Raw genomic sequence first — 24,955 nt, 5'->3', positions numbered from 1 at the left:
TCACTGTTCAATTTGTGTTTTACAGAATCAATACCGGGAATAAAATAATTTTTATATATTCAAAATCCTATAAGTTTTAATTAATATTATTCAATATTTTACGGTTTATAGCTTGCAATTATTGAAATATTTTGTTAAAAAAATAACACCTATGAATTTCTTTCCATTTTTACACAGGCAAAGAAAGAAAAAAATGATTAAAATTTTATTAAATACGTGTACCACATACATACCACGTTATATTTTGAGTCAAAATATCATAACTGCTTTTATCAGCCTGTTTCCCATTATTTGCGTCTTATTTTAACAGGAAGTAAATGTAGTGGGTTATTGCATTAACTTTTTATGATCTCGATCAATGTTTTCAGCGTATTTACCACAGAAGTGAATAATGATGTATCCATAAAAAGCCGGATTTATTGTAAATCCGGCTTTCTTATAAATTATGTATTATTTTTAGTCTTGATCCAACCCTTTCTGAAACTCTTCCAGATATCTAGAAAGATGAATTCCATCTGCCAATCCGTGATGAGCTTCAATAGAAACCGGAAGGTATTTTCTTCCTTCACGAATATTGAACCGTCCAAAGGCGATTTTAGGAACCGATTCTGTGGTATTAAAATCAGTAGGATGTAATATCGCACTGAACGAGTTCCACGGGATGGTGGTGTGTCTGATGTGGTCCTTCCCCAGCCTTTCATTACTTAACCTAAGGCCTGTACTTGCATGAACACCTTTTATCTCCTCCTGCAAAGCGGCATTGAATGTTTCGAAATCTTCTGAAAAAGGAGTGAATGAAAAACCGAAAGTACCATCCGGTCTGCCAATCGTACTGCCAGCGTGAACGGTATCAAACTGTATCACCTGATCATCAATGATTCTGAGCTTTAGCTCATCCACAGTATTAATTGCGACCATAGATTTGTGGAAATAATAGGCAAAAAATGAATACCCTTTTTCTTTTGCCTTATTATATGCTTTTGTACAGTCTACCTCGGTTGTAAATCCAAAATAAGGGCTTGCCATACCAGAAAAAAATTCAAAATGTTCTTTTCTGTTCCAGTTCTCTATATCTACGATCTTCATTGATTCTTATTTGCTGCAAATTTCTGAAAGTTTATCCGGTTTTAAAAGTTTATGCTGAAAAATATAATTAAAACTTAATTTTGTAAAATACCCATTTGGTCGATATTTTGCTGCAAAACAATCATATTTTATACTTTCATTGATTTACTTTTCAACTAACTCCTTTTCATCCAGGAGATTGAAAACATACAACCTTAATTAATAACAAAATAAAAGATAGGATAATGGAAAAAATCGGATTTATCGGACTAGGAAATATGGGCCACCCTATGGCAAAGAATATTGAAAAAGCAGGTTTTCCACTTTCGGTTTACAACAGATCATTGGAAAAAACCAAAGGTTTTCAGGAAAAATCTACCATCTATACCGAAATTAAAGACCTTGTACAAAACAGTGATATTATATTCACCATGCTGACCAACGACAGTGCTGTAAAAGCAGTATATAAAGAGATTCTTCCTTTAGACATTCAGGAAAAACTCTTTGTGGATATGAGTACTATTTCTTCGGAAACGTCCACAGAAACCGCTGCCGCTCTCAAAATAAAAGAAGCATCTTTTATTGATGCTCCTGTAGCAGGAAGTACTTTACCGGCAAAAGAAGGAACACTGATCATTATGGCAGGAGGTGAGGAAAACGATATCCAGCGCGCTATGCCTTATCTTTTGAAAATGGGAAAATCTGTAAAACATTTGGGTGAAAACGGAAAAGGAATCGCAGGGAAACTATCGATCAATTATTTTTTGTCCACTATCTATCAGGGACTGGCGGAAACTGTTTTACTCTCAGAAAAATTAGGAATTGAACGATCAGATATGCTGGAAATTATTAACGAAAGTGCCAGCGGAAGCGGTGCAACCAAAGTAAAAACGCCATTGTTGATTGAAGATCAGTACGCTCCGGCATTTGCCCTTGATCTGATGCTGAAAGACATTCTTCTCGCTAAAAATGCAGGAGCAGATTATCCTCTTTCCGAAGCTTTGATTCAAACCTATCAAAATGCGCATGACAAAGGTTTTGGTGAAGATGATGTGATTGGAATCATCAATTATTTGAAAACAATAAGATAAATACAGAGATTATGAATTACAAAGGAAACCGTTGGTCTGCTAGAAAAACAGATCAGATTTACCTCTTGAGTCTTGATAATCATTCCTATATTATAGAAACTTTAACGGATTTTATTCAGGATCAAAATATCCAGGCAGGAGAAGTAACCGGAATTGGAGCTGTAAGTGAAGCTACCCTTCGCTTCTTTAATCCCGCAACCAAAAAATATGTGGACAAGACTTTCAAAGAACAGATGGAAGTCACCAATATTTCCGGAAATGTGTCTGAAATAGAAGGGAAACAGACGCTTCACCTTCATATAACGCTGGGAAGAGAAGATTATACCGCTTTGGCTGGGCATCTTCTGGAGGCAAAAATTCAGGGAGCGGCAGAATTTATTTTCTATCCATTGAATACAAGGGCTGTCAAAATCAAAAATGAAGAAATAGGCATCAACCTCTATGATTTCGAAAAATAGGGTTTCAATTGCTGTTGAAAAATAGTAATTTTAATGAAATATTTATTGGATGTTTGAAGTACTGCTTTCCCATATCGAAAACAAGGTTGATATCACGGACGAACAGAAGAACCTGATTCAGTCCTATTTTACCCTTAAAAAACTTCGCAGAAAACAGTATCTTCTTATGGAAGGAGATGTCTGCAAATCGTTGTCTTTTGTAAGCAAGGGGTTGCTGAAGTCTTATTTTCTTGATGAAAAAGGAAATGAGCACATCAATATGTTCGCCTTTGAGGGCTGGTGGATTTCAGATTTCAACAGTTTTATCAATCAGGAAAAATCTGTCCTGAATATTGATGCTATTGAAGAAACAGAAGTCCTGATGATTACCCTGGAAAACTATGAAAAAATGATGCTGGAAATTCCTATGATGGACCGCTATTTCAGAATTTTATATCAAAACAGCCTTGTGACAAAAGATTACAGACTCATTGTTTCCAATAGCTATACGGCTGAAGAAAAATATCTTCAACTGGCACAAAAGAATCCTGAAATGATCAAAAGAGTTCCACACAACCTTATTGCTTCTTATCTTGGTCTTGCTCCTGAAACCGTAAGCAGAATCCGTAAAAAGAATTTTATGAATAATCCTTGATCCAGATCAACCCAAATGCATGATCCACATCAATGGTAAAGCCTTCTGTCAGCTATAATTTTGTACAGGAAATTTTACAATACTTATGGAAAATATTGCATTGGTAGTTGGCGCTACCGGAATTACAGGAAGTAACCTTGCTGAAGAATTGATTGCACAAGGCTGGACAACATACGGATTATCCAGAAACCCGAACACTCCTATTGATGGTCTTCGTACCATTAAAGCAGACCTGATGAATGAGCAGAACCTTGCAGAAGCACTGAAAGAGATCTCTCCCACTCATATCTACTTTACCACATGGATGCGCTGCGACACAGAAGAAGAAAATATCCGTGTCAACAGCCTATTGGTGAGAAATCTGCTAAACGTTTTATCCCATAAAAAATCGGTTCAGCATGTGGCTTTGGTTACAGGGCTTAAACATTATCTGGGGCCATTTGAAGCTTATGCTAAAGAAAGCGTTTTACCGGAAACACCTGTCAGAGAAGAACATCCAAGACTTTCCCTTCCCAACTTTTATTACGCGCAGGAAGACGAAGTATATAAAGCTTCTGAAAGAGATGGTTTTACCTGGAGCATTCACAGGCCTCACACCGTAGTTGGATATGCCATAGGAAATCTTATGAATATCGGGACTACATTGGCTGTATACGCCAGCATCTGCAAAGAAACTGGAAGAAAGTTCATCTGGCCAGGTTCAGAGGCTCAATGGAACGGTGTTTCAGATGTGACTGATGCCAAAATACTGGCTAAACAATTGGTTTGGGCATCATCTACAGAATCTGCAAAAAACCAGTCTTTTAATATTGTTAACGGAGATGTTTTCCGATGGAAATGGCTTTGGAAAAAACTGGCGGTCTGGTTTGGTGTAGAAGCTGAAGGTTTCAACGGAACGATAAGACCTCTTGAAAAAGAACTGGAAAACGATCACGAAACCTGGACATCCATTGCAGAAAAATATAATCTCAAAGAAAGTAATCTTAGCCGTCTGTCGTCTGCATGGCATACTGACCTGGATCTGGGGAGACCTCTGGAAGTGATGTGTGATATGTCTAAAAGCAGAAAACTGGGCTTTACAGCTTACACAAGTACAGAAGACTCTTTTACACAGGTATTTGAAAGATTAAGATCAGAAAATATGATCCCATAACAGTAAGAAAACGCAAAGAGGCCGGAAAATCATAAATGATCGATAGATTCTCGCAGATGTTGTGATTAATCAACGATTCAGGATCACATTTTATCAGAGATAAAATCCTTGCGACTTAAAATCATCACATTGTAAAACCTTTCTTGCGTCTTTGCGCTTTTCCAACAGTTAAATTATAGTATAATTGTGTTTTTTTAATGGTTAAAAGTTAGACCTCCGTAGTCGTCACTCCAAACTTTTTTTTGAAAGAAGAATAAAAATGAGATAAATTCTCAAAACCCAGATCAAGATAAATATCTGAAGGCTTTTTATCTCTGTTCTTAATTAAATAGTACGCTTCTTTTAATCTTTTCTCTTTCAGCCATTGCTTGGGTGTCATTTCAAAAGTTTTGCTGAAATCTCTTTTAAATCCCGAAAGACTGCGTCCTGTAAGTCTTGCAAAAGCATCTACAGATACATTGAACATAAAGTTTTTGTTCATAAATTCTTTAAGATCAATCTTATGAGGTTCAGAAAAATCAAAAAGAAGGTTCTTAACATCCGGATTACTCAGCAAAAGTAACTCAATAGCTTCCTTCACCTTTAATACTGCTAACTTTGAGGGAATTTTCTTTGTTTTATTAATGTAAGGAATAAGAGAAGCAAAATAGCTCTTAAAAAATTCATCAGGTTCAAAAAATAACCGCTCATTACCACTAAAACCTGTATTTACGGTTATTTTATTTTCTGTAGCATACTGTCTCAGCGTTTCATCATCCAATGTAATGGAAACAAACTGATACTTTTCATGGCTCGAAGGATATTTGATCGTTCTGATCAGTTGGTTTTTTCTCACCAGAACTACGGTATCTTCTTTAATCACCGTTTTACCATGCTCATGAAAAGCATGAGTCTCTCCGGATATCTGAAATCCCAGAAAATGATCCGGAATAAACTCCTCATGGCCTCTGTAAGATTCAAAGGCGCATGAATAAACCAGTTTGTCAAATATGATCTCAGAAGTATTTTCCATCATGCAAATATCTGAAATTTAAGCAATAGCCTGTGCTCCTGCTTCTGCAATTTCCTTATCCTGCTCCGGGCTTCCTCCTGAAGAACCTATAGCACCAATAATTTTTCCTTCTGCATTTTGAAGGACAACACCACCTGCAATAGTCAAAAGCCCTTCATTTGAATTCAGCATACCATATCCATGGATGCCTGTTTCTGAGATAATACTTCCCATCATTTCAGTATTTACACCAAACATAGCGGCAGTTCTTGCTTTTTTAACGGCAAAATCAATCACTCCATAAACACTATCCAGTCTTGCTAATGCGATAAGGTGTCCGCCCATATCTACCACAGCAATAGTTACAGGAATATTTAGAGATAATGCTTTTTCCTTAGCTGTTTGCAAAGCCTTTTCGGCTGTTTCATAACTCAATTCCATGATATTAGCTTTTTGCGGTCCATGCCTCTGCCTGAAGCTGTTTTACAAACTCTTCGGTTTCCTTCGGATGAACATTTCTGAAGTTGCTGTTGTCATCTAAAGCTACATTTACAATCACTTCGGCCATAGACTGAGGATCAAGCTGATGTGCTAAAGATTCTGCCGCTCCGTCAAACGCTGATTCAGGAGTAAAGTTGCTTTTCGGATCATACCAATGGAAAATAGAATCTACGCCTCTATCATTGAAACCTGTTCCAAATACACCTGGATTACAAGTTGCAATTTTGATATTGAACGGAGCTAGCTCAGTTCGCAATCCTTCTGCAATAGACTCCAGCGCATGTTTTGAAGCACAATAAGCCGCAACATAAGGAACGGTCCATAAACCTCCCATCGAAGACGTGAAAATAATCTTTCCACTTTTCTTTTCTACAAACTTTTTAATAAAACCTTGTGCAAGGTTCAATGCACCAAATACATTCACTTCAAACATAGAACGGATAATGTCTACGGGCTGTTCAGCAATCGGACCGCCTTCCATAATTCCGGCATTGCTGATGAGAATGTCAATATCACCATATTTCTTTACAATATAGTCTACATCTCTTTGGCTTGTTACATCCAGTTTGTCGACAGTCAGATCAACTCCCTGTTCTTTAGCTTCACGGATTAAATCACTCATTTGAGGATAGACCTGAGCTGTAGCGATTATTTTGTGTCCTTTTTTAGCAAGATCAAAAGCTACTATCTTTCCAAATCCACTTGCTGCCCCTGTAATTAAAATTGTTTTACTCATTGTATTCTTTTTTAATGATGTACAAATTTCAAAGATTTTAAGAAGGTCAATATTGCCTGAAAGTTCATTTTCATATTGCTGAAAAGCTCAAAAAAGTGCATCAGAAAAGATTTTTTAGAAAAATTCTCTTTTTTGCATCATAAAAAATTAGGATTATCGTTAGGTTTGTAAGCTTTACAACACAACTAATAACTAATATATGCTTAAAATTAAAACACTTTTTTTAATTTTTATCACATCTACTTCTTTTAGCTTTGCTCAAAACTGCAATTGTGAAAGTAATTATCAGTGGGTAAAAAAGACTTTTGAAGAAAATGATGCCGGATATCAGTATGTGATTGATAAAAAAGGTCTTCCCGCTTATCAGGCTCATAATGATGACTTTCTGAAAAGAATCAAAAATGCAAAATCCGATACAGAATGTTATCAGACAATATATGACTGGCTTAAATTCTTCAGATCCGGTCATTTTTCAGTTTCAAAAATAGAAAATAAAGCTACCGAAGCCCCGCCAGCAGCTAGTGAAAATACCAAAACAGAATTGGTGAAAATAGATCTTGAAAAGTTCAAAAAAGAAGCTGCATCTAAAAATGATTCAGATATTGAAGGAATCTGGGAAGTTGAGCCCTATACAATAGGTATTAAAAAGTTTGGGGAAGTCTATAAAGGTTTTATCATACAATCCGGAGCCGAAAACTGGAAACCTAATGAATTAAAGCTGACTTTCAACAACGATAAAACCAAAGGAACCTATTATCTGAGAAATAAAACCGGACAGGAAATTCACGATATGAGACTTGTAGGGAAAAACTATCTTGAAATCAATGACTTTACCCTGAAAAGAGTTTTCCCGAAATTTGAAAAAGAAGAAGGAATTGAAACGTATTATGAGGCTATTATGGCACAAAAACCGTTCCTGAAGCAGCTTAATAAGACTACACTGCTTTTGAGAATCCCTTCATTTAATGGTGCTTTGAAAAAAGATATTGACAGCGTTATTACAGCCAATAAATCAAAAATTGAAAGTACAGAAAACCTAATTATTGATATCAGATATAATGGTGGTGGAAGTGATAACAGTTTTGCCAAAATTATTCCTTATCTCTACACAAACCCTATCCGAAGTGTAAGAACACAGCTTTATTCTACAAAACTGAATAATCAGAGAATGCTTGATTTCTATGACAACTATCAGAAATATGGTATGCAGGCAGATGAAAGAGAATATCTGAAGAAAGCTTATGACAAGCTCAGCAAGAACTTAGGCAAATTTGTAAGCCTTCAGGATGATGGAAAAATTGTAGGAATCACCAAAATGGATAAAATTTCACCATATCCAAAGAATGTAGGAATCATCATTAACAACGGAAACGGAAGCACTGCAGAAGAATTTTTACTGGCTGCTAAACAAAGTAAAAAAGTAAAGCTTTTCGGAACCACTACTGCCGGAGTTCTGGATATCTCCAATATGTATTTTGTAAATTCCCCTTGTAACGAGTTTAAACTGGGTTATGCACTCTCCAAAAGCTTTCGTATTCCTGATATGGCCATTGACGAAAAAGGTATTCAACCCGATTATTTCATAGACAAAACTATTCCGGATTATCAATGGATTGACTTCGTAAATGACGTGTTGAATGAAAAATAATCGATAGAAGCTGTTTCGAATCGGAACAGCTTTTTTTATGCCTTCAATCTTTCCTGTATCATTTTCCATCAATAGAAATGGACCATTATCCTGGGCGTAGTCGGAGAAAGCCTGTTTAATAAAAGAAATTTCATTACCGGCTTTGGCCTGAATTTATTATGAATGATCATTCAAACATAATAGATCCTGTTATTAGATTTCATACCACAAAAATTAAAAAATAAACACTTTATTGTAAATTGGTTAAGTTTTTGAAGCTAATTCTATAAACCAATTACACCATTGAAATTAATCACATTTACAAAAAAAGGCATTTACTGTCCCCAGGGAAAATTTTATATAGATCCCTGGAGACCCGTAGAGATGGCTGTTATCACCCATGGTCATGCTGATCATGCCCGCTGGGGAATGAAAAAATACCTTTGTCACCATTTTACCAAACCTATTCTGTACCAAAGAATTGGACCAGATATCGAATGCCAGAGCGTAGAATATGGAGAAGTGATTACCATCAATGGAGTAAAACTTTCACTTCACCCTGCCGGACATATCATTGGTTCTGCTCAGATAAAGCTTGAATATAAAGGCTATGTAACTGTCATTTCAGGAGATTATAAAGTTCAGGATGATGGGTTAAGTACTCCTTTCGAACTGGTAAAATGCAATGAATTTGTGACAGAAAGCACCTTTGGACTGCCTATTTACAACTGGCTGGAAGTTCCGGACTTAAATAAAAAACTCCAGAACTGGGTTCTGAAAAATAAAGAAAACAATAAAACTTCTGTATTCATAGGGTATTCTTTAGGAAAAGCCCAGCGTATCATGAAAGCAGTGGAAGATTTAGGGAAAATATATGTTCATTATTCTATCGGAAAGCTTAATGAAGCCTTTGAAACAGTCGGAATTGAACTTCCTGAATATACCATTGCGGATTTCAGAGAACGTCCGAAAGAAATGGAGCACGAAATTGTGATTGTACCACCTGCTTTGCTCGACAGTAATATCATCAAAAAGATTCCAGATCCGGCCACGGCCATATGTTCCGGCTGGATGCAGGTACGTGGTGCCAGAAGATGGCGAAGCGCGGACGCAGGATTTGCGATGAGTGATCATGCAGACTGGAAAGGGCTGTTACAGACGGTAAAAGCAACTGAAGCAGAGCTGGTTCATGTTACTCATGGACAGACAGAAGTTTTTTCAAAATATCTGAATGAAACAGGAATTAAAGCAGATGTTGTAGAAACACTTTACGGTGAAGATGAAGAAGAATCTGAAAAAGAAATCTCACAAAATCCGGAATCATGAGACATTTTGCAGACCTTATCAACGCGTTGGAAACAACCAATAAAACCAATGCTAAAATTGATGCTATCATTGACTATCTTGAGCGTGCTCCTGATGAAGATAAAGTATGGTTTATCGCTTTATTTACCGGCAAAAGACCTAAGAGAAATGTCAATACCAATTATATGAAAGAATGGGCCCTGGAAATCACAAAACTTCCTTATTGGCTGTTTCAGGAATCCTATTCTTCGGTAGGAGATCTTGGAGAAACTCTATCATTAATTCTTCCGCCTCCAGAGGAAAAAATTGAACGTTCATTATCAGAATGGATGAATGATATCGTGAGTCTGAAAGGCAAAACAGATGCAGAAAAAAAAGAATTTGTACTGCAGTCCTGGAATGGGCTGGATTATACCGAGCGATTGATTTTCAATAAATTAATTGGCGGAAGCTTCCGGATTGGAGTTTCAGATAAAACATTAATCAATGCACTGACAAAATTTTCAGGGCAGGAACCGAGTGCTTTGATGCACAGTTTAATGGGAAAATGGCAGCCGGAACAAGTTTCCTTCAAAGAACTTATTGATGCCGAAAATGTAAACCCAGACAACTCAAAACCATACCCTTTCTGCCTTGCCTATCCTTTGGAAAAAGAGACTAAAGAACTGGGAAGTCCTGATGAATGGCTGGTAGAATACAAATGGGACGGAATACGCGGGCAAATCATCAGGAGAAACGATGAAGTGTTCATCTGGTCAAGAGGTGAAGAACTCGTCACAGAACAATTTCCGGAAATTACAGACGCCATAAAAGCCATGAAAGGTAACTTTGTACTGGATGGAGAAATACTTGCAGTAAACGATGGTAAAGTTTTAAATTTTAATGAATTACAAAAGAGATTAAACAGGAAAACTTTAACTAAAAAAATGCTCTCAGAAATACCTATAGAAGTCTTTGTCTATGACTTACTGGAACTGGAAGACAACGATCTGAGAGAAAAACCCATCTCCGCAAGAAGAGCTTTACTTGAAGAATTATTACTGAATGAGAACCCTGAACGCATCAGCATTTCCAAAAGTCTGGATTTTGAAAAATGGGAAGAACTGAATTTGCTTCGTGAAAATTCAAGAGATGTAAACAGCGAAGGTTTGATGTTAAAACAAAAAAATTCACCTTACCATTCCGGACGGAAAAAAGGTGACTGGTGGAAGTGGAAAATCAATCCTTTTACCATTGATGCCGTTCTGATCTATGCCCAGAAAGGAAGCGGCAGGCGAAGTGCTTATTACACAGATTATAGTTTTGCTGTGAAAAACGGAGATAGCCTGGTGACCATTGCCAAAGCCTACTCAGGATTAACAGATAAAGAAATCATGGAGGTGAGCCGATTTGTTACCAAAAATGCCATCGAGAAATTCGGTCCTGTAAGAACGGTAAAAGCAGAACTGGTCTTTGAAATTGCTTTTGAAGGTATAGGTTTCAGCAATCGTCATAAAAGTGGTGTAGCTCTACGATTTCCAAGAATTGTAAGATGGAGGAAAGACAAAACCGTAGACGAAATTGATGATTTGGAAGAAATAAAAAAATTAATACAATAGATTTTAAAACAATGTCGCAAGATATTTTTATTAATACTATTTTCGTTCGCAAAGACACTACGTTCAGCGATAGTAATAATTATCTTTACTGAGTGAAACGTCCTTTCGATCGAAAATTAAACAATATCACACAAATTCTTAGCCCCTTTTGCGTTAAAACAAAATAAAAAATAAAATTGGCAGCTTTCGAACATACCAACGGACTAAAGATCATTCAGCAATGGATGACGGATAAAGGTATTGCCCCTTTCAGATTTCAGCTGGAAACCTGGAAAAAATTTGGAAACGGATACAGCGGAATGGTGGTTGCTCCTACGGGTTTTGGAAAAACTTTTTCTGTTTTTTTAGCCTTAATTTCAGATTTTCTGAATCATCCTGAACAATATAAAAAAGGATTAAAAATGATCTGGATCACGCCACTCCGATCTTTGTCCAAAGATATTGCAAAAGCGATGCAGGAAGCCATTGATGAAATCGGGCTTGATTGGGCTGTAGGCGTAAGAAACGGAGATACGGATCCGAAAGTTAGACAACAGCAGGTAAAAAAGATGCCTGAAATTCTTGTTGTAACTCCTGAAAGCCTTCATCTACTTCTGGCACAAAAAAATAATGAAACATTTTTCCGGGATATGAAATGTGTAGCAGTGGATGAATGGCATGAATTATTGGGTTCAAAGCGTGGTGTCATGGTAGAACTTGGTATCTCTCAGCTTAAAAAATATGTTCCGAAGATCAAAATATGGGGAATCACCGCAACCATAGGAAATCTGGATGAAGCCATGGAAGTGCTTATTCCGTATGATATTACAAAGACAAAAATTACAGCCAAAGAACATAAGAAAATAGATATTCTGCCGGTATTCCCGGATGAAATCGAGATATTGCCATGGGCAGGACATCTTGGAAACAAACTTGCAGATAAAGTTGTTCCTATTATTCTGGAATCAAAATCTACCATTGTATTTACGAATACCAGAAGTCAGAGTGAAATGTGGTACCAGCTTTTACTCGATGCTTATCCTGATTTTGCAGGTCAGATCGCTATCCATCACAGTTCCATTGATGCTCATTTAAGAATCTGGATTGAAGAAAATTTAAGTTCAGGAAAATTAAAAGCTGTGGTTTCCACATCATCTTTAGACCTCGGAATTGATTTTAAACCTGTAGACACGGTTATTCAAATTGGTTCTGCCAAAGGCGTTGCACGCTTTCTTCAAAGAGCCGGACGTAGTGGCCACTCTCCTTTTGAAACTTCAAAAATCTATTGTGTTCCCACCCATTCTTTGGAACTGATCGAGGTTTCAGCTCTAAAAGAAGCTGTAAAACAGAAAGTGGTTGAGCCCAGAGAGCCACAGGTTTTATGTTTCGATGTGCTGGTTCAGTTTCTGATGACATTGGCGGTTGGAGACGGCTTTTATCCTGATGAACTGTACCCAAGAATTAAAAAAGTATATGCCTTTCAGGAAATGCTGGATGAAGAATGGAAAAGCATCCTGGAATTTCTTACGATTGGCGGTAGTGTGTTGAAAAGCTATGAAGAGTTTCATAAAATCGTCATTATGGAAGATGGTCTTTATAAAGTAACTTCAAGAAAAATCGCTATGCTCCACCGGATGAATATGGGTGTGATTGTGAGTGATGCCATGTTGAAGGTAAAATTTATTTCCGGTGGCTATATCGGAATGATTGAAGAATATTTTATTTCAAAATTAAAAAAAGAAGAAAAATTTATTCTGGCCGGACGTACACTGGAAGTTGTTATCATTAAAGATATGACGGTATATGTAAGAGCAGCTAAAGGAAGAGCCCTGGTTCCGAGCTATCTTGGCGGAAGGCTCCCTTTGAGCTCCAATCTGGGGCATTTTCTTAGAGAAAAACTGTCACATGCCTTAAATCCGAAAGCTTCGGAAAAAGAGCTTAAATTTTTACACCCACTTTTAATGAACCAGGAAAAGAACTCCCATATTCCCAAAGAAGATGAATTTCTGGTGGAATTGATCAAAAACCGTGAAGGATATCATTTGTTTATGTATCCTTTTGAAGGACGTCTGGTTCATGAAGTAATGGCAGCTCTGATTGCCTATCGGATCTCGAAACTGGCTCCAATATCCTTTTCTATGGCGATGAATGATTATGGATTTGAACTGTTCAGTGATAAAGAAATTCCTTTAAATGAAGACAATCTTCAACAGATTTTAAGCAGAGAGAATCTGATGAATGATGTGATCGCAAGTATCAATTCTGCGGAAATGGCAAGGAGAAAATTTCGTGATATTGCAGTGATTTCAGGAATGGTGATTCAAAATTATGCCGGGCAACAACGTTCTAACAAATCATTACAGAGTTCTGCCGGACTGATTTTTAAAGTATTGGAAGACCATGATTCCAATCATTTTTTAATAAAACAGGCGTATACAGAAGTTTTTAATATGCAACTTCAGGAACAGCGGCTTGTAGAAGCTTTTAAAAGAATTGAAAAATCTGAAATTATTTTAAAATATTCCCGATCATTTACTCCGTTAAGTTTTCCTATTAAAGTAGACAGTTTACGACAAACGCTTTCAAGTGAAGGACTGGATGCGAGAATTAAAAGAATGCTGAAACTGTCTGATATAAGTGATATTTGATGATTAATTCAATATTTTTCTCAATAAATCCACGCTATTTTAAATCTTATTCATTACCTAATATTCTACGTTAATTTTCTTGATAAGTTTAAATAATCATCGTAACTTAGAGTATACCTTCTTAGAAGTTGAAATAAAATTAAAAATGGAAAAATTGTTCTTAGTCCGTCACGGACAGTCACTCTGGAATCTGGAAAACAGATTTACAGGGTGGAAAGATATCGATATAACTGAAACCGGTATTGAAGAAGCAAAAAAAGCAGGTATTGCGCTGAGAGGAGAAAGAATAGATATAGCATTCACTTCTGCCCTGATCAGAGCCAAGCATACCCTCTCTGTCATTCTGGATGAAATAGGAAATCCGGATATTCCTGTCGTTAAAGATAAAGCATTAAATGAACGTTCTTACGGAAATCTTGAAGGGCTCAACAAAGCAGAAACGGCTCTGAAATATGGTGATGAACAGGTTCATACCTGGCGCAGATCATTTGATGTAGTTCCACCAGGTGGAGAAAGCCTTAAAGATACTTACAACAGAGTAATCCCTTATTTTGAAAGCCAGATAAGGCCGTTGCTGAAACAAGGGGAAAATGTATTAATTGTAGCGCATGGCAACAGTTTACGAGCGCTTATCATGTATCTGGAACATCTTTCTCCTGAAGAAATTTTAGAAAGAGAAATTGCTACTGGTTTTCCACTGACTTATATTTTTGATGAGAAATTTCATGTAAGCAGGAAAGTTAGCTGATCTGGTTTAAATAGATTAACTTTAAACCTTCAATTTTCAATTTATTAAGTGTTGATAGCAACTAAAAATATTTCCATCCAAAACGAAAGTTTCATTCTCACCAACCAGCGGGCAGCATTCTGGCAAAAAGAAAAAGCCTTGATTCTATCTGATCTGCATATTGGAAAAACCGCTCATTTTCGTAAAAACGGCATTGCACTGGCCAATCATATTATGAAAAGTGATATGGAAAGATTGTCAGCGCTGATTGCATATTTTCAGCCTGAAAAATTTATTGTAGTCGGAGATCTACTTCATGCCGGAGACAATTCTGATGTAGATGAATTCTGCAGGTGGAAAAATCAGTATCCAGATATGAAGTTTTATCTTATTGAGGGAAATCATGACCGGATCTCAAAACCTCTGGAAGAAAAGTTATGCTTTAATTATAAATCTGAATTACTTGAAATAGAAGGCATCACTTTTATTCATGATTTTGATGCAACAGCATCCGGATTCCAGATTACCGGACATATCCACCCAGGAATTGTGCTGAATTCTGCTGTTAAAAACATCAGACTTCCATGCTTTGCTCTCAGCAACAATCAATTATTATTACCTGCTTTCAGCGAATTCACAGGATTAGATACAAAAAACCTGCCTAAGAAAAGTACATTTTTTGTATTTACAGATGAAGAAATTTATGAAATATGATCACTTAAGGTGTTAACTCCAGGAGATTTTCATATTTCTTATTCTCTTTTCTTTCTTTTTCTCTTTTCTTCAGTATTTCCTGTCCTTTTATAATGGTAGTTCCATAACTAGCAAGTACACCTGCTGCATTCGTTTCAGCATTGCTTTGTGCCTGTTTTAATTTTGCCTGTGTGGTTTCTGCAGCTCCGGTGTATCTGCTTTTCTTCATATTGATTCGTTTGTTTTTTAATTGAGAGTTAGAAATAGATTTTACCAATTCAAAATCATAATCTCCTTTTTCATCGGTGATTTTTATGATTAAACCAGGTAATCCACTGAATTTCATTGGCCCGTACGGAAACGGAATTTCAGGAGCATACCATGCAATCCAGTTTCTTCCTTTAAAGGTAACTTCCGCTTTTTTACAATTAATCGTATTGATTACTTTAGTTTCATTTATAAGCTTCCAGTTCTTTATCACGGGTTCTTTATAGGTGAACAATGACATGAAAACTGAATCAAAATATTGTATGTTTTCATGAGTTTGTATAATGGTAAAGTTAAAGTCTGTTTTTGGAATTACCGTTCCTTTTTTCCAACCCAGTGTTATACTTCCATCTGGATTATTTGTTGTTGTTCCTGAGTTTGCCATTACTGAATCTCCTTTAAGTGATACTGCATTTGCAAAAAATGCACAATTATCACCTATTTGCAACAAAAATTGGTCTTCATATTTGTTATCTGTTCGCGTATCAAATTTGGCTCTTAACATATATGTGAACTCACCACGTAAAGTATCTTGTTTGTATGATTGGCTATAGGATAAAACACTATACAACAGAATGAATAGTTGAAGTAACTTTTTATGGCAATCCATAGGCGAGATTTCATTTTTAAATAGCACTTATAATCAAATATCTTCTACTATAAGTGCTTCAATTTACATTAATTAAGGCTAGCTGCAAGATGTTTAGGATCAGAGCCGGAAAAGATAGGTGTTTTACAGTTAATAGCTTCAACCCTTTCACGCCATTCTGCTTGTTGTGGTGTCCAGTCCTGAGTCGTCGTAGCTGTTATACCGCAAGAAGTTTCGGCAATCCAAACTTGACCTGCTTTTACCGCTTTAAGTTCGTTTCGGGATAATTTTTTTAAATTTTTCATTATTTGTGTTTTTAAATTTGAATATAAATGTACACAATAACTCATCTCAGAAACGAATTATTATTTTATGTTAAATAATTAATTTTCAATAATTTCAATTAATACAATTTAAATAACGAAGTCTATTCTATAATCAGAAAATTGTAATTTTATACATGCTACATAATCAGAATTAAAGAGATTTTTTAAACTGAAAATATTTTAAGAAAAAATAAAAGGCAGATAAAACCTGCCTTTATAAAACCATCATTTACATGCCTCTAACATCCTGGTTTGTAGTTTTCGCTATGAAGCATAGCTTAGAAATTATTATAAAAACGATTCGTGAAATCTTAATTTTTCTTGCTTAAACGAATACTGTAGACTGTAATCAATACCGTAACCAACAGAAATAAAGCACCTATCCATGGCGTACTTGCCAAACCTAAGGAAGAGGTAACAATCATTCCTCCAGCATAAGATCCGATTGCAATACCGATATTAAAAGCCGCAATATTGATCCCTGAAGCTACATCCTCAGTTCCCGGGACTTCTTTTTCAGCAATCTGTACCACCAATAACTGAAGTCCGGGAACAGAAGCAAATGATAAAGCTCCTAAAAGAAAAAGAGTAATGATGCTTAAAACCGGACTGCTTACTGTAAAATAAAACGCAAGCAATACCAATCCCTGTGCTGCAAACATCCATAAAAGAGCTTTCAGAGGATTTTTATTCGCAACTTTCCCACCAATGAGGTTTCCTAAAGCAATGGCAATTCCATAAATCAAAAGGATAAAAGTGACCGTAGATTCCTGAAATCCCGTAATTTTCTGTAAAATAGGTGACAGATAGGTAAATACTACAAACGTACCTCCATACCCCATCGCAGTCATTAAAAAAGCAAAAATCAAACGTCTGTTTCCCAATACTTTAAACTGACTCTTTAAAGATGCAGTTTTCCCATTTTTAAGGTTATTTGGAACTAATAACAAACTGGCTATCAACCCTATAATTCCAAGGATTGAAACCCCTATGAAAGTTGCTCTCCATCCGAAATGCTGTCCTATAAATGTTCCCAGTGGAACTCCTGTTACAATCGCAAGAGTAAGTCCGGCAAACATAATAGAAATGGCTGTGGCTCTCTTCTCTTCAGAGACCAGCGAAGCTGCAATGGTAGAACCTATGGAAAAATAAACTCCATGGGCCAACCCCGTAAGTATTCTTGCCAGAATTAATGTTATAAAGCTGGGAGCTATAGACGCCAGTCCGTTTCCAATAACAAATAGCATCATAATGGAAACCAGAAGCATTTTGCGTGGTACTTTCCCTGTTAATGCCGTTAATATCGGTGCTCCGATAGCTACTCCTATCGCATAAAGACTTACCAATAGCCCTGCAGATGGAATAGTAATACCAAGGTCAGAAGCTACTGTGGGAAGCAGGCCTACAATAACAAATTCTGTAGTCCCAATTCCAAAGGCACTTATCGTTAATGCCCAAAGCGCTGCAGGAAGACCTTTTTTAACAGTCTTTGATGCAGTATTGATCTGTATTTCTTTTTGAAAGTTCATTGTCTTGTAATTTGTTGAGATTGACAAGGCAAAGTTCCGACGAATATCTGTATTATAAAAATTATTTAAATTGTATCAAAGTATCAGAATAATGATAGTTTTATTTTACATTTAAAATGTGTTCCTTTGTAAAATATTATCATCAGTTTTAATGAAGAAATCAGAAGCAACCCGTCTTACTATTCTCCAGAAAGCATTCGAATTGATCTATGTGAAAGGTTTTCAGACTACAAGCATTGATGAAATTATCGCAACGACTCAGGTGACGAAGGGTGCTTTTTATTATCATTTTAAAACCAAGGATGATATGGGACTCGCTATTATTACGGATCTGATGAAGCCCAATTTCAGAAAGATTTTCATAAACTCTCTTCAAAACAGTCAGAATCCTTTAGACAGTATTTATGATATCATGTTCCATTTACTGATTGAAAACGACTTTTTAAAAGTGGAATATGGCTGCCCTACTTCAAATTTCGTACAGCAAATGGCACCATGGCATCATGCTTTTACACAGGCTTTGCATGAACTTTCAAAAGAATGGGAACAGGCTCTTGCAGAAAGTATTGAGAAAGGTAAAGAAGCAGGAATCATCAACAAAGAAGTAAATGCAAAAGAAGTAAGTGTTTTTGTTATTTCAGGCTATTGGGGAATAAGAAATCTGGGTAAGTTAGAAAATTCAAAAGAAGTATATCTTATTTATTTAAAAGGACTTAAGTCTTATTTCAACACGCTTCAATAATTTTTTCTCAAAAAACATACTAATTAGTATGTTTTTATTTTACCTTTGTTGTGTTCAAAAAAAAACGATGTATCAAACCCTTACTTTTTTACATTCCCTCACCCGATGGTTGGTCTTAATAAGCTTGATTTATGCAATTTATCGTTCTTTCAAAGGATATTCTTCCAACAGAAAATTTACAGGAGCAGATAACAAGGTAAGGCACTGGACTGCAACGATAGCTCATATTCAGCTGGCCATAGGAATGATATTTTATTTTAAAAGCCCAATGATCCAATACTTCTGGAAAAATTTTAACGAAGCCAAAGACTCTTTGGAACATGTATTTTTCGGACTAATCCATATTTCGCTGATGATTACAGCCATTATTATCATCACGATCGGCTCTGCATTAGCCAAAAGAAAATTGTCAGATAAAGAACAATTCAAGACAATGGGACTCTGGTTTTCTATCGCATTGATTATTATTTTCATTGCCATTCCGTGGCCTTTTTCTCCTTTTGCAAACAGACCTTATTTCAGATAATTATGATCAATTTATTTAAAACAAAAATCGGCCGGCTTAGGATTCTGGCTATTTTGGAAGGAATTTCCTTACTGATTCTGATATTTATTGCAGTCCCTATGAAATACTGGATGGACAATCCTTTATGGGTAAGACTCATTGGCCCTGTGCACGGAACATTATTCCTACTCTTCCTGTTCAATACACTGAGTGTGGGCGTAGAGCAGAACTGGAAATTTAAAGAAATAACATGGAAGGTAATTTTGGCCTGCTTTATTCCGTTTGGTACTTTTTATATTGATAAAAAAATTCTGAGCAAGCTATGAAAATTCTTTTTATATCCTCCCGGGAATTTTCCAAAAAGATATAATGTCTGATATAAGAAGCCAGGTGTTTGGGAGGCGAAATCTGCATTCATCAAATTTACAGAAAACTTATGGGCAGAAAAAGACAATATCTGAATTTAAGAGATGTAAAATCAAACATTTAATTCTCTTGCAGAATTTAATTATGCAGATATATACAATCATCTGCGAAATCTATATGATCTGCAAAAGATAGAAATTGATGAAATACTTGCATCTTATATAGTATTAAAAATTATTCTGCTTCTTTGTGATTTCAAAAAAAAACTAAAAGAAATCCATGTAAGATACCACATTTTATCCTCTTTTGGTCAGGTATTTGAATCTTATACTACTTACCAATCACTAAAATATAAGAATATGTCAACAGAAAACCTTACCCACCTGGAAGCGATCAAAAAGATCAAAGAATTGTCAGAAAATGCAAGAATATGTATGTTCTGTACGGAACTGGAAACCACTCCCATCAATTCAAGACCCATGACCCTGCAGGAAACAGACGACAGCGGAAATCTATGGTTCATAAGCAGTGGTACCAGTAACAAAAATTTTGAGATAAAAGAAGACCGTAGAGTACAACTGTTTTTTATGAACAACAGCGATTCCCAATATCTTTCCGTTTACGGAAAAGCTTCTGTTTATAAAGATAAAGCAACGATCGAAGATAAATGGTCTCCTCTGGCTAAAGCCTGGTTTGACGGAAAAGATGACCCAAATGTTACCATTATCCGCGTAGAACCTAAAGAAACCTATTATTGGGATACCAAAGCGGGGAAACTGGTAAGCCTTTTCAGTTTTGTAGCTTCTGCCATAACCGGAAACAAAACCAATAATTCTGACGGTGTTGAGGGAAATGCAACGATTTAAAAAGTCCGGAATAAAAAAATCTCTCGCAGATGTTGCAAATTAAGCAGATTTCTATGTAATTATCTGCGTAATCTGTATAATCTGCGAGATAAAAAACGGCTCAAGAAATTGAGCCGTTTATACCAGATTAATGAAATTCTAATTTTTCACATCCTCCATAGACGCTCCAAAATTAATATGAAGAACATTCCCGTTGGGAGTTACTAAAGCTGGTACAGATTTTACACCCGCTTTTTCAGCATCTTCAATTTTGCTTTTGTCATCACCTAAATGGATAATCTCAACATTTTCCGAACCTATAAGGCTAACAATATCATGTTCTGCACTGATACATACAGGGCATCCTGCATGATAAAAAATGGACTTTTTCATAGGATTGTACTAATTAATAAGCGTTGCAATAATATTTTTTAATTCTTCGGTTTCTTTTTCGTGTAAAGGTTTTAAAGGACTTCTCAAATTTCCGCCATCTTCACCCAGAATATTGAGACCCGATTTCACCGCTCTTGGCAATCCTTTGTTCACAATAAATTTTAAAAGATCAAACTGCTGATAGAAAATTATTTTTGCTTTCTCAAGATCACCTTCCTCCACTGCATTATAAAGACTGATATTCAATTCGGGAATGAGATTGGGAGCTGCAGTGCACCAGCCTCTCGCTCCCGCAGAAAATGCAGCCAGAGCCAAAGGATTTGAACCGTTATAGAATGCAACCTCTTCTCCAAGTTCCCGCCATAGATAATGCATTCTCTGGATGTCTCCCGTACTTTCTTTGATCATCGTTACATTGGGAATTTCAAGCAGCCTTTTCAGCAAGGCCGGAGACATGTCTACTCCACTTGTTGCCGGATTATTGTACGCCATAATCGGAATGGAAATCTTACGGGCAACGGCATCATAATGCGCTACAATTTCATCATCCGTCAGCTTCCAGTAACTCATCGGGATAATCATTACCGCATCTGCTCCAGCTTTTTCTGCGAACTGGGCATGGTGAATTGTTTTTTCTGTTGTAAGATTAGAAACCCCTACCAATGTCGGAATTCTACCTTTTACCTGCTGTAAAGTAGCTTCAGTAACTTCTTCTTTTTCTTCGTCAGACAGATAAGGCATGACTCCTGTACTTCCCAATGGAGCAATACCATGGCTTCCGGAAGTGATCAGCCTTTCTACCAAATGCTTGAAAAGCGGAATATCTACTTTTTCGTTTTTATCAAAAGGGGTTATAGGATAGGCTATAATCCCTTTGAACGGTACATTTTTCATGTTTTTTGTTTAAAAGTTTAAAATATTGATATTAGAGGTCTCTTCCTTCTTCCTCTCTCAAAGCGACTCCTAAGTTCTGCAGCTGAGGAGCATTTTCACAAGCGATATATTTGGCAGGTTCGGTATCGCTCAGATTCTGGTGTTTATGCCAGGCCCAGGAAGGAATATATACAGCATCACCAGCTTCCCAATATACTCTCTCATCCTCTACTTCTGTCCAGCCTTTTCCTTCAATTACAAATAATACGGTTTCATAAGTATGGCGGTGTCTGTTGGTTTGCTGCCCGGGAGTTAAACCTCCAATCGTCATACTGACATTCTTACTCGGAAGATCTACAAAGAAAACAGGATGCTTTCTTTCTGTTGAAAACTGATTATGCTCTCCTGCATTTTCTACATTTTTATGAATCAAATGGCTTGGTTTTACATACTTAGGTCTTGCAAAAGTTTCGTGGAAATCTTTAGAACTGAATTGTTTCTTATCCATGATTTTAAAATTATTATGGTTTTGTGCTTTATTGCATGACAAAATTATTTTATATTTGGACTGTTTAAATGATTCAGTTTTTACATAAATAGATAGTCCAGATGTTACGGCCTTGGAAATTGGAATTAGAAATTGATAAAAAGCTTGATAAAGCAGTTTATCTACAGATTGCGGATACTATTATCACTGATATTCGTACAGGAAGATTAAAAGCAGGGGATGCCCTTCCCGGAAGCCGAAACCTTGCCCAAACGTTAAAAATAAACAGAAACACTGTTGTAGAAGCCTATCAGGTGTTGATCAATGAAGAATGGGTAATTTCAAAGGAAAGAAAAGGTATTTTCGTGTCAGAAAAGCTTCCTGTCTTACATGAAAAAAATGCAAATGCATTGCAGGATTCTAAAAATCTACAGGTCTTGCCTAATGGAATTTTAATTAATTTCGATGACGGGCATCCCGATAGTAAAATTGCACCTGTAACAGAATTGGCAAGAGCTTATAGGCAAATTTTCAGTATTAAAGCCAAATGGCAGATGATGGGTTACGGAGATGAACATGGAGATTTGGATTTTAGAAAAATGATCTCTCAGATGCTTAATCATCAGCGCGGAATGCATATTCTTGAAAACGAAATTTCTATCACCCGAGGCAGTCAGATGGGTATGTTCCTTACTGCTCAGAGTCTTTTAAGTCCTGATGATATGGTTGTTGTGGAAGATCCCGGCTATCAGCCTGCATGGCAAGCGTTTCAGTATGCGGGAGCACAGCTTTTGTCTGTACCTGTAGATAATGAAGGAATCAGTGTCGAGGCTGTTGAAAAGCTTTTAAAACAACATCGAAATATAAAAGCATTATACATTACTCCTCACAGGCAATATCCTACTACCGTTACACTAAGCCTTTCAAGAAGATTAAAACTGATTGAGTTATCAAATCAGTACAATATGACCATCATTGAAGATGATTATGATAATGAGTTTCACTTCGGATATCGTCCTATTCTCCCGATTTCAAGTTTTCCCGAACTGCACAATTATGTGTATATCGGAACTTTAAGTAAGGTGGTAGCTCCCGCTTTGAGGATTGGTTATCTGACCACTAAAAATCAGGAACTGCTGAAAAGAATTGGTGATCTGAGAAAGATCATTGATGTGCATGGAGATGTGATCATGGAACAGGCAGTTCTTCAGCTCATTAAAGAAGGTGCCATAAAAAAGCACATCAGAAAAGCAACCGTTCATTATAAGAACAAAAGAGATTTTGTTTTTGAATTGTTGAAGAAAAACATGAAAGATATTGCTGATTTTACACTACCCGAAGGTGGTCTGGCTTTTTGGATAGTTCCTAAAGTACAATTGGATTGGGATGCGGCAACAACTTTATTACTGGAAAAAAATATTAAGATTATTCATCCTAAACAATATAGTCAAAATAATGTAAATGGATTCAGATTAAGCTATGGAGCGCTTTCCGAAGAACAGCTGAAACAAAGTATTCCTTTGATTGCTGAGATTTTTTCAAGGTTTATGATCAAAGATAACGTTGAATTATAATGGAAAATAATTATACCCGGGTTTTTATCCTTGGCAGATTTTACAGATTACACAGATTTTTATGCTCGGTGTAATCTGTCAGATCTGTCAGATTTTTATGTAAAAAACATTAATGATTATGAAAATCTACTCTACTTCAAAAACTGCCTGAATCTCTACTGAAGAACCTACAGGAATAGAAGAAGCCCCCAAAGTAGCTCTGGCATGTTTTCCTTTTTCCCCGAAGACTTCAACCGCAAGATCAGAAGCAATATTCATCAGATCTGCATGTTTTGTATAATCATCCTTGGTATTGAAGATTCCTGTAAGCTGAACACATTGTTTTACTTTGCTCAAATCTCCTCCAACCGCTTCATTTAACACTGAAATCACGTTCAGCATGGTTACTTTTGTAGCATCTTTCACCTGTTGCTCATTTACTTCAACACCTAATTTTCCCGGATTGAAAATTTTCCCGTCTTTTAAAGCAACCTGATTGATAAATACCAGATTTCCGGAACGTACAAACGGCTGATAATTTCCTGCCGGTTTTGGAACCTGTGGAAGTGTAATATTTTTCTGCTTCAATATTTCATTGAAATTCTGGTGATTTTCAGCAGCAGCTATTGTTTTCTTAAGATGAGTATCCTTTAACGCCAGTGCTATTTTTGCGAAATTTCTTCCCTGAAGTTCAGCAATATTTCGTTCTCCTTTCGTTGGTCTTTCCACATCTTTTAATGAAGCCATGCTGGTAACTCCCAAAACCGTATTCCCCTGTGGAATAGATTTGTTCAGCTCTTCTGTTCCACGAATTCCATTAGATACCAATACCATCCCGTGCACAGCAAGACTGTTCCAAAAGGCCTGAAGAGCAAGCTCTTTTCCTGCTCCACTTCCCGCTGACATGAAAACAGTGGCAGGAACTCCTTCCAAAGCGTGATTAGTCCACAACGGAACGGTTTTCGATAAAAACTCACTCATCCCCGTACTGATATTCCCGAAATAAACCGGTGAACCAAAAGCAATTCCATCATACGAGGTTAGTTCATCTACAGTTGCTACAGGAAGATTTTTCAGGGTTGGATTTTGTGAGGCTTTGACTAATTTGATATACGGAACTGCATTATTTTCAATTTCCATTCCTTTGGCTATTTCTTTAGCCAGTTCGTAAGTTCCACCATTATCGGAATGGATAAGAACCAATATTTTAGCTTTATTTTGTGCCATGATGTAAGTGTTATTAGATAATAAAATTAAAATAAAAAAAAGACATA

Annotated in this window: 26 protein-coding genes; 15 read left to right on the top strand and 11 right to left on the bottom strand. The window is 36.4% G+C overall.

Annotation, left to right across the window (positions count from 1 at the left end):
* Window positions 1–456: 456 nt before the first annotated feature.
* Window positions 457–1,086, bottom strand: a complete 630-nt coding sequence (locus PZ898_RS03480) for a chloramphenicol acetyltransferase (protein ID WP_277694796.1) — start codon at window positions 1,084–1,086, stop codon at window positions 457–459.
* Between the two features lie 224 nt (window positions 1,087–1,310).
* On the opposite strand from PZ898_RS03480, the gene PZ898_RS03475 reads away from it, so the two are divergent.
* The 4 genes from PZ898_RS03475 to PZ898_RS03460 all read left to right on the top strand — a co-directional run bounded on the left by PZ898_RS03475 (window position 1,311) and on the right by PZ898_RS03460 (window position 4,401).
* Window positions 1,311–2,156, top strand: coding sequence for an NAD(P)-dependent oxidoreductase (locus PZ898_RS03475; RefSeq protein WP_277694795.1), 846 nt, complete (start codon window positions 1,311–1,313; stop codon window positions 2,154–2,156).
* An 11-nt stretch (window positions 2,157–2,167) separates the two neighbouring features.
* Window positions 2,168–2,614, top strand: coding sequence for a PPC domain-containing DNA-binding protein (locus PZ898_RS03470; protein ID WP_120231108.1), 447 nt, complete (start codon window positions 2,168–2,170; stop codon window positions 2,612–2,614).
* Window positions 2,615–2,663: 49 nt separating this feature from the next.
* The gene (locus PZ898_RS03465; RefSeq protein WP_277694794.1) at window positions 2,664–3,248 is read left to right on the top strand and encodes a Crp/Fnr family transcriptional regulator; all 585 of its coding nucleotides are present in this window, start codon (window positions 2,664–2,666) and stop codon (window positions 3,246–3,248) included.
* A gap of 85 nt (window positions 3,249–3,333) precedes the next feature.
* Entirely contained in the window at window positions 3,334–4,401 is a 1,068-nt protein-coding gene (locus PZ898_RS03460; RefSeq protein WP_277694793.1) for an SDR family oxidoreductase, read from the top strand.
* Between the two features lie 208 nt (window positions 4,402–4,609).
* Here the strand turns inward: PZ898_RS03460 and PZ898_RS03455 are convergent, their stop codons facing one another.
* Genes PZ898_RS03455 through PZ898_RS03445 form a run of 3 tightly spaced genes read right to left on the bottom strand, consistent with a single transcriptional unit; the run spans window position 4,610 to window position 6,629 of the window.
* Window positions 4,610–5,416 (bottom strand): AraC family transcriptional regulator, encoded by an 807-nt coding sequence (locus PZ898_RS03455; RefSeq protein WP_277694792.1) that lies wholly within the window; start codon window positions 5,414–5,416, stop codon window positions 4,610–4,612.
* A gap of 15 nt (window positions 5,417–5,431) precedes the next feature.
* Window positions 5,432–5,833: a heme-binding protein gene (locus PZ898_RS03450; RefSeq protein WP_277694791.1), complete on the bottom strand. Its 402-nt coding sequence runs from the start codon at window positions 5,831–5,833 to the stop codon at window positions 5,432–5,434.
* Window positions 5,834–5,837: 4 nt separating this feature from the next.
* Complete coding sequence (locus tag PZ898_RS03445; protein ID WP_277694790.1) at window positions 5,838–6,629, bottom strand: SDR family oxidoreductase; 792 nt, start codon at window positions 6,627–6,629, stop codon at window positions 5,838–5,840.
* A gap of 199 nt (window positions 6,630–6,828) precedes the next feature.
* On the opposite strand from PZ898_RS03445, the gene PZ898_RS03440 reads away from it, so the two are divergent.
* The 6 genes from PZ898_RS03440 (at window position 6,829) to pdeM (ending at window position 15,227) form a co-directional block, all read left to right on the top strand.
* A complete protein-coding gene (locus PZ898_RS03440) occupies window positions 6,829–8,277 on the top strand; it encodes a S41 family peptidase (RefSeq protein WP_277694789.1) in 1,449 nt (482 codons plus the stop codon).
* A gap of 282 nt (window positions 8,278–8,559) precedes the next feature.
* Entirely contained in the window at window positions 8,560–9,582 is a 1,023-nt protein-coding gene (locus tag PZ898_RS03435; protein ID WP_120231102.1) for a ligase-associated DNA damage response exonuclease, read from the top strand.
* On the top strand, window positions 9,579–11,159 hold the full coding sequence (locus tag PZ898_RS03430) for an ATP-dependent DNA ligase (RefSeq protein ID WP_277694788.1): 1,581 nt from the start codon (window positions 9,579–9,581) through the stop codon (window positions 11,157–11,159). The genes PZ898_RS03435 and PZ898_RS03430 overlap by 4 nt, the downstream gene beginning before the upstream one ends.
* A gap of 176 nt (window positions 11,160–11,335) precedes the next feature.
* Complete coding sequence (locus PZ898_RS03425; RefSeq protein ID WP_277694787.1) at window positions 11,336–13,786, top strand: ligase-associated DNA damage response DEXH box helicase; 2,451 nt, start codon at window positions 11,336–11,338, stop codon at window positions 13,784–13,786.
* 145 nt (window positions 13,787–13,931) lie between these two features.
* Window positions 13,932–14,534 carry a 2,3-bisphosphoglycerate-dependent phosphoglycerate mutase gene (locus PZ898_RS03420; RefSeq protein WP_277694786.1) on the top strand — a complete coding sequence of 201 codons (603 nt, stop codon included), beginning with the start codon at window positions 13,932–13,934 and terminating at the stop codon, window positions 14,532–14,534.
* A 51-nt stretch (window positions 14,535–14,585) separates the two neighbouring features.
* Complete coding sequence (gene pdeM, locus PZ898_RS03415; protein ID WP_157885740.1) at window positions 14,586–15,227, top strand: ligase-associated DNA damage response endonuclease PdeM; 642 nt, start codon at window positions 14,586–14,588, stop codon at window positions 15,225–15,227.
* Window positions 15,228–15,231: 4 nt separating this feature from the next.
* On the opposite strand, the gene PZ898_RS03410 is transcribed toward pdeM, so the two are convergent.
* From PZ898_RS03410 to PZ898_RS03400, 3 genes are all read right to left on the bottom strand, one after another.
* Window positions 15,232–16,083, bottom strand: a complete 852-nt coding sequence (locus tag PZ898_RS03410; RefSeq protein ID WP_123279718.1) for a GLPGLI family protein — start codon at window positions 16,081–16,083, stop codon at window positions 15,232–15,234.
* 68 nt (window positions 16,084–16,151) lie between these two features.
* Entirely contained in the window at window positions 16,152–16,367 is a 216-nt protein-coding gene (locus PZ898_RS03405) for a hypothetical protein (RefSeq protein ID WP_123279717.1), read from the bottom strand.
* A 332-nt stretch (window positions 16,368–16,699) separates the two neighbouring features.
* Window positions 16,700–17,917: an MFS transporter gene (locus PZ898_RS03400; protein ID WP_123279716.1), complete on the bottom strand. Its 1,218-nt coding sequence runs from the start codon at window positions 17,915–17,917 to the stop codon at window positions 16,700–16,702.
* A gap of 151 nt (window positions 17,918–18,068) precedes the next feature.
* Between PZ898_RS03400 and PZ898_RS03395 the strand changes: the two genes are divergently transcribed.
* The 4 genes from PZ898_RS03395 to PZ898_RS03380 all read left to right on the top strand — a co-directional run bounded on the left by PZ898_RS03395 (window position 18,069) and on the right by PZ898_RS03380 (window position 20,396).
* Complete coding sequence (locus PZ898_RS03395) at window positions 18,069–18,659, top strand: TetR/AcrR family transcriptional regulator (RefSeq protein ID WP_062669631.1); 591 nt, start codon at window positions 18,069–18,071, stop codon at window positions 18,657–18,659.
* A gap of 124 nt (window positions 18,660–18,783) precedes the next feature.
* Window positions 18,784–19,185, top strand: a complete 402-nt coding sequence (locus PZ898_RS03390; protein WP_228432491.1) for a hypothetical protein — start codon at window positions 18,784–18,786, stop codon at window positions 19,183–19,185.
* A 2-nt stretch (window positions 19,186–19,187) separates the two neighbouring features.
* Window positions 19,188–19,490: a DUF3817 domain-containing protein gene (locus PZ898_RS03385; RefSeq protein ID WP_062669634.1), complete on the top strand. Its 303-nt coding sequence runs from the start codon at window positions 19,188–19,190 to the stop codon at window positions 19,488–19,490.
* Between the two features lie 399 nt (window positions 19,491–19,889).
* Entirely contained in the window at window positions 19,890–20,396 is a 507-nt protein-coding gene (locus tag PZ898_RS03380; RefSeq protein ID WP_062669636.1) for a pyridoxamine 5'-phosphate oxidase family protein, read from the top strand.
* A gap of 138 nt (window positions 20,397–20,534) precedes the next feature.
* On the opposite strand, the gene PZ898_RS03375 is transcribed toward PZ898_RS03380, so the two are convergent.
* Genes PZ898_RS03375 through PZ898_RS03365 form a run of 3 tightly spaced genes read right to left on the bottom strand, consistent with a single transcriptional unit; the run spans window position 20,535 to window position 22,149 of the window.
* Window positions 20,535–20,768, bottom strand: a complete 234-nt coding sequence (locus tag PZ898_RS03375; RefSeq protein ID WP_120231091.1) for a thioredoxin family protein — start codon at window positions 20,766–20,768, stop codon at window positions 20,535–20,537.
* 9 nt (window positions 20,769–20,777) lie between these two features.
* A complete protein-coding gene (locus tag PZ898_RS03370) occupies window positions 20,778–21,662 on the bottom strand; it encodes a dihydrodipicolinate synthase family protein (RefSeq protein WP_277694785.1) in 885 nt (294 codons plus the stop codon).
* 31 nt (window positions 21,663–21,693) lie between these two features.
* Complete coding sequence (locus PZ898_RS03365) at window positions 21,694–22,149, bottom strand: cupin domain-containing protein (RefSeq protein WP_062669648.1); 456 nt, start codon at window positions 22,147–22,149, stop codon at window positions 21,694–21,696.
* A gap of 101 nt (window positions 22,150–22,250) precedes the next feature.
* On the opposite strand from PZ898_RS03365, the gene PZ898_RS03360 reads away from it, so the two are divergent.
* Window positions 22,251–23,702, top strand: coding sequence for a PLP-dependent aminotransferase family protein (locus PZ898_RS03360; RefSeq protein ID WP_277694784.1), 1,452 nt, complete (start codon window positions 22,251–22,253; stop codon window positions 23,700–23,702).
* Between the two features lie 126 nt (window positions 23,703–23,828).
* On the opposite strand, the gene PZ898_RS03355 is transcribed toward PZ898_RS03360, so the two are convergent.
* Window positions 23,829–24,908 carry an Atu1372/SO_1960 family protein gene (locus PZ898_RS03355; RefSeq protein ID WP_277694783.1) on the bottom strand — a complete coding sequence of 360 codons (1,080 nt, stop codon included), beginning with the start codon at window positions 24,906–24,908 and terminating at the stop codon, window positions 23,829–23,831.
* Window positions 24,909–24,955 lie beyond the last annotated feature (47 nt).

This window comes from Chryseobacterium sp. WX (assembly GCF_029542485.1).
Classification (GTDB): Bacteria; Bacteroidota; Bacteroidia; order Flavobacteriales; family Weeksellaceae; genus Chryseobacterium; species Chryseobacterium cucumeris.
The sequence above is the reverse complement of the archived record's forward strand: the minus strand, read 5'-3'. Positions and strand labels throughout refer to the sequence as shown.

Coding starts and splice junctions, on each gene's coding strand:
- PZ898_RS03375 (WP_120231091.1), bottom strand. CDS start 20,768: ATGAAAAAGTCCATTTTTTATCATGCAGGATGCCCTGTATGTATCAGT.
- PZ898_RS03385 (WP_062669634.1), top strand. CDS start 19,188: ATGATCAATTTATTTAAAACAAAAATCGGCCGGCTTAGGATTCTGGCT.
- PZ898_RS03420 (WP_277694786.1), top strand. CDS start 13,932: ATGGAAAAATTGTTCTTAGTCCGTCACGGACAGTCACTCTGGAATCTG.
- PZ898_RS03455 (WP_277694792.1), bottom strand. CDS start 5,416: ATGATGGAAAATACTTCTGAGATCATATTTGACAAACTGGTTTATTCA.
- PZ898_RS03370 (WP_277694785.1), bottom strand. CDS start 21,662: ATGAAAAATGTACCGTTCAAAGGGATTATAGCCTATCCTATAACCCCT.
- PZ898_RS03480 (WP_277694796.1), bottom strand. CDS start 1,086: ATGAAGATCGTAGATATAGAGAACTGGAACAGAAAAGAACATTTTGAA.
- PZ898_RS03465 (WP_277694794.1), top strand. CDS start 2,664: ATGTTTGAAGTACTGCTTTCCCATATCGAAAACAAGGTTGATATCACG.
- PZ898_RS03395 (WP_062669631.1), top strand. CDS start 18,069: ATGAAGAAATCAGAAGCAACCCGTCTTACTATTCTCCAGAAAGCATTC.
- PZ898_RS03445 (WP_277694790.1), bottom strand. CDS start 6,629: ATGAGTAAAACAATTTTAATTACAGGGGCAGCAAGTGGATTTGGAAAG.
- PZ898_RS03365 (WP_062669648.1), bottom strand. CDS start 22,149: ATGGATAAGAAACAATTCAGTTCTAAAGATTTCCACGAAACTTTTGCA.
- PZ898_RS03380 (WP_062669636.1), top strand. CDS start 19,890: ATGTCAACAGAAAACCTTACCCACCTGGAAGCGATCAAAAAGATCAAA.
- PZ898_RS03470 (WP_120231108.1), top strand. CDS start 2,168: ATGAATTACAAAGGAAACCGTTGGTCTGCTAGAAAAACAGATCAGATT.
- PZ898_RS03440 (WP_277694789.1), top strand. CDS start 6,829: ATGCTTAAAATTAAAACACTTTTTTTAATTTTTATCACATCTACTTCT.
- PZ898_RS03460 (WP_277694793.1), top strand. CDS start 3,334: ATGGAAAATATTGCATTGGTAGTTGGCGCTACCGGAATTACAGGAAGT.
- PZ898_RS03475 (WP_277694795.1), top strand. CDS start 1,311: ATGGAAAAAATCGGATTTATCGGACTAGGAAATATGGGCCACCCTATG.
- PZ898_RS03405 (WP_123279717.1), bottom strand. CDS start 16,367: ATGAAAAATTTAAAAAAATTATCCCGAAACGAACTTAAAGCGGTAAAA.
- PZ898_RS03450 (WP_277694791.1), bottom strand. CDS start 5,833: ATGGAATTGAGTTATGAAACAGCCGAAAAGGCTTTGCAAACAGCTAAG.
- PZ898_RS03430 (WP_277694788.1), top strand. CDS start 9,579: ATGAGACATTTTGCAGACCTTATCAACGCGTTGGAAACAACCAATAAA.
- PZ898_RS03355 (WP_277694783.1), bottom strand. CDS start 24,908: ATGGCACAAAATAAAGCTAAAATATTGGTTCTTATCCATTCCGATAAT.
- PZ898_RS03400 (WP_123279716.1), bottom strand. CDS start 17,917: ATGAACTTTCAAAAAGAAATACAGATCAATACTGCATCAAAGACTGTT.
- PZ898_RS03360 (WP_277694784.1), top strand. CDS start 22,251: ATGTTACGGCCTTGGAAATTGGAATTAGAAATTGATAAAAAGCTTGAT.
- PZ898_RS03410 (WP_123279718.1), bottom strand. CDS start 16,083: ATGGATTGCCATAAAAAGTTACTTCAACTATTCATTCTGTTGTATAGT.